We start from the raw sequence: 3,735 nt of genomic DNA, 5'->3' as shown, positions 1-3,735 counted from the left end.
AGGATGAACTGCAGCACGCCCGCCAGAAACCCCGGCTCGCTCGCCGCCCGCCTGATCGAGTGCGCCTCGATGCCGGTGATCGCCAGAAAGCGCGGCAAAAGCTCCGGATCGGCGGCAACGAAGCCGAGTGCCCTGATGGCAAGGGCTTCCGCTTCCTCGCGCATTGACGCTGCGTTTGCCATGACTACCTTTTGTGCGTGGAACTTGAGTCTCTCCGCAGTAACGGCAAGCGTCGCTTGCGGCAAGCCATCACCCTGCGCGGGCCGGAATCCGGACAGCTTTTGGGAGCGGCCGGTTTGCGTTTCGTCAATCATATTGGCGTAGGGTGGATGCGGGTTGGGTGCGATCCGGCAAGGACGCATGACGATGGTCTTCGGCGCCGAGGACCGTCGGGACGGGAAATCGATGCCTAAGAAGGTCATGATCGTCGAGGACAACGAGCTCAACATGAAGCTCTTTCGCGACCTCATCGAGGCCAGCGGTTACGACACTGTTCGCACACGCAATGGCCTGGAGGCGCTTGATCTGGCGCGCCAGCACCGGCCCGACCTGATCCTGATGGACATCCAACTGCCCGAAGTGTCGGGGCTGGAGGTGACCAAATGGCTCAAGGAGGATGACGACCTTCATTCGATCCCGGTCATCGCGGTGACGGCATTCGCCATGAAAGGTGACGAGGAGCGCATCCGCCAGGGCGGCTGCGAGGCCTATATCTCGAAGCCGATCTCGGTGCCGCGCTTCATCGAGACCATCAAATCCTACCTGGGCGATGCCTGATGCACAGCCAGACCGGAGCCTTGTGAGATGACCGCGCGGATCCTCGTCGTCGACGACATCCCTGCCAATATCAGGCTGCTCGAGGTCAGGCTGCTGGCCGAGTATTTCGAGGTGCTGACCGCTTCCAACGGGCCGGATGCCATCGAGACCTGCGAGAACGGCAAGGTCGATGTCGTGCTGCTCGACGTGATGATGCCCGACATGGACGGCTTCGAGGTCTGCCGTCGGTTGAAGAGCGACCCGGCGACCTCGCACATCCCGGTCGTCATGATCACCGCGCTCGACCAGGTCTCGGACCGGGTGCGCGGTCTCGAGGCCGGCGCCGACGATTTCCTGACCAAGCCGGTCAACGACCTGCAACTGATGACGCGCGTCAAGAGCCTGGTTCGGCTGAAGTCGCTGACCGACGAATTGCGGCTGCGCGCCTCGACCACCCGCAACATCGGCATAGAGGAGCTGTTGAGCCGCAACTTCTCCGCCGAGGATGCGAAGCCGAAGGTGCTCCTGATCGACGAGCGCAAATCCTCCTTCGAGCGCATCCGGAAGATGCTGCGCACCAGCGCCGAACTCGACGTCGCCACCGATCCCAATGCCGGTTTTTTCCAGGCCGCCGAAACGCCTTACGAATGCGTGCTGATCTCGACGGCCTTCGCCGATTTCGATCCGCTGAGACTGTGCTCGCAACTGCGTTCGCTAGACCGCACCCGTTTCCTGCCGATCATCCTGCTTGCCGACGCAGGCGAGGAGGGGCGCATCATCCGCGGCCTTGAGCTCGGCATCAACGATTACCTGACGCGGCCGGTCGACCAGCATGAGCTGACGGCGAGGCTGCGCACCCAGGTGCGCCGCAAGCGCTACAACGACCAGCTCCGCGCCAGCGTCACCCAGACCATCGAGATGGCGGTGACGGACGGGCTGACCGGCCTGCACAACCGCCGCTACCTCGACAGCCACCTGCAGACGCTGTTCGACCGCGCGGTGGCGCGGCGACGGCCGCTTTCGGTGATGATCACCGACCTCGACCGCTTCAAATCGATCAACGATGCGCATGGCCATGACGGCGGCGACGATGTGCTGCGCGAATTCGCGCGGCGGTTGCGCAAGAACGTGCGCGGCATCGACCTCGCCTGCCGTTTCGGCGGCGAGGAGTTCGTGGTGGTCATGCCGGACACGGAAGGTGCAGTGGCCGAGAAGGTCGCGGAACGCATCCGCGCCGAGATCGCCCAGATGCCGTTCATGGTCGGGCATGAGGGCAAGACGATAGAGGTTACCGTCAGCGTCGGCGTGTCGTCTCTGCTGAAGGGGGCCGATACGGTGGCCGCCCTGATGAAGCGCGCCGATCTCGCTCTCTACGAGGCCAAGAGCGGCGGGCGCAACCGGGTCGTTGCCAAGGCGGCGTAGGCCCGAGCGCCAATTTATCCGGTCAATCCGACAGGGTTAGCAATTTACCTTAATCCAAGCGATTCGGGAGGCTTGGTTAAGAAACTGTTGATTTTCATAAGGCCTTGCGCAAATGTACAGCATAGACAAAACGAGGCCGGCACGAGGGTAGACCGCCGGATCGTTCCGACAAATACCCCATGATGCTCAGGTCCGCCGCATCTCCTGGGTCCGTGGGGTCGGCCGGCCGGCGCTGGCACATAGTGGCCTCCTCGTACCGCTGCCAAACGCCGACCGGCCCCCTTTTTCCAAAAGTGAACGTCGGGACTTCGCGCCAATCGCTGGAAGCTCCTGCTAAGCGGGTCAGGCCGAATCGCCGGCCAAAACAAAAACGCCGCCCAAAGGGCGGCGTTTCGGCATTCTCGGAGGAAACCGGATTACTTGATCTTGGTTTCCTTGAACTCGACGTGCTTCTTGGCGACCGGATCGTACTTGCGGAACGACAGCTTGTCCGTCTTGGTGCGGCTGTTCTTGCTGGTCACGTAGAAGAAACCGGTGTCGGCGGTCGACAGAAGCTTGATCTTGATGTTTGCGGCTTTGGCCATGATGTTCGTCCGTTAATGTTCGTGGAGTTTTGGCCGCTGGAGCACGGGGAAAACACCCGGACGCGGGAAACTTGGCGCGACACATAAAGAACGCGCCCGGAAAGTCAAGCCCGGACGGGCTGCGGCGACGCTCGATGCGCCTTGCCGCCGGCAAGGGGAACCAGCCGGCGGCTGCAAGGTTGGCGGTCAAGCGTCTTCCCTGACCGGCGGGGCGGCCTTCTTCCAATCGCCCGTCGTGTTCCACCAGCGGTTGGGATTGGCGCGGTCGTCAAGGCCCTTCGAACGGCTGGCAAGCAGCGGCTGGATGCGGATCACCGGCTCCTCGTAGCTGTGCGCCTGGTAGATCGCCTCGACGACGCGGGCGGCCAGGGCCTGGTCGTCCGGCAATTCGAACGACACCTCGACCGTGCCCGGCCGCTGTCGCAGCAGCGTCTCGGCGCCGGCCGCTGCACCCTCGAGCGGCCGGTAGCGCTCGACGCCGTCGGCCGACTGGAAGGCGTTGCTGTCGTAGCTGCCCATGCCGAGCGGCGTAATGGCGACCACGGCGTCCATGATGCGGTCGACATCGGCTGATGGCGCCTGGAAGCTGACGAGCAGCAACAACTGCATCCGCACGGATTTGGTTTCGAAGCCACTGTCGATCATAAGACGTCTCCCTGCTTGAGGAGGGTCGGTATAGCAGGGGTGCTCCTGACACGGTGATGTCAGCAGCGTGATGTGATTCTACAGGACCTTGCGGATCAGCCGGACGCCGACCAGCGCGATATAGGCGGCGAAGAACAGGCCGAGCGACCAGCCGAAGCCGGAGGGGCCGAAAATATCCATGCCGACACCGATCGCCTGCGGGCCAAGCACCATGCCGACGCCGTAACAGAGCACGAAAGCGGCATTGGCCGAGGCAAGCTCATGGCCCGACAATTGCGAGCCGAGATGGGCAAGGCCGATCGTGTAGAGGGCGGCGACCACGCCGCCC

The 3,735-nt window shown here is 63.2% G+C and carries 5 protein-coding genes and 1 pseudogene; 2 read left to right on the top strand and 4 right to left on the bottom strand.

Annotation, left to right across the window (positions count from 1 at the left end; translation table 11 throughout):
* Window positions 1–182, bottom strand: a 182-nt coding sequence (locus EN781_RS28285) for a DUF3572 family protein (protein WP_127400546.1), incomplete at its 3' end; no start/stop codon positions are given.
* A 223-nt stretch (window positions 183–405) separates the two neighbouring features.
* Between EN781_RS28285 and EN781_RS28280 the strand changes: the two genes are divergently transcribed.
* Together EN781_RS28280 and EN781_RS28275 are read left to right on the top strand one after the other, a co-directional pair.
* Complete coding sequence (locus tag EN781_RS28280) at window positions 406–777, top strand: response regulator (RefSeq protein WP_126059060.1); 372 nt, start codon at window positions 406–408, stop codon at window positions 775–777.
* A gap of 27 nt (window positions 778–804) precedes the next feature.
* A complete protein-coding gene (locus EN781_RS28275) occupies window positions 805–2,178 on the top strand; it encodes a PleD family two-component system response regulator (protein ID WP_126054297.1) in 1,374 nt (457 codons plus the stop codon).
* 416 nt (window positions 2,179–2,594) lie between these two features.
* Here EN781_RS28275 and rpmG read toward each other — a convergent pair whose 3' ends face one another.
* The 3 genes and pseudogenes from rpmG to EN781_RS28255 form a co-directional block, all read right to left on the bottom strand.
* Complete coding sequence (rpmG, locus tag EN781_RS28265; RefSeq protein WP_006201775.1) at window positions 2,595–2,762, bottom strand: 50S ribosomal protein L33; 168 nt, start codon at window positions 2,760–2,762, stop codon at window positions 2,595–2,597.
* 186 nt (window positions 2,763–2,948) lie between these two features.
* Window positions 2,949–3,407 (bottom strand): hypothetical protein, encoded by a 459-nt coding sequence (locus EN781_RS28260; RefSeq protein WP_126054298.1) that lies wholly within the window; start codon window positions 3,405–3,407, stop codon window positions 2,949–2,951.
* 78 nt (window positions 3,408–3,485) lie between these two features.
* Window positions 3,486–3,735 (bottom strand): annotated as a pseudogene (locus tag EN781_RS28255) (MFS transporter); the annotation flags it as partial.

Origin of the sequence: Mesorhizobium sp. M4A.F.Ca.ET.090.04.2.1 (assembly GCF_003999085.1) — a bacterium.
Taxonomy (GTDB): Bacteria; Pseudomonadota; Alphaproteobacteria; order Rhizobiales; family Rhizobiaceae; genus Mesorhizobium.
The sequence above is the reverse complement of the archived record's forward strand: the minus strand, read 5'-3'. Positions and strand labels throughout refer to the sequence as shown.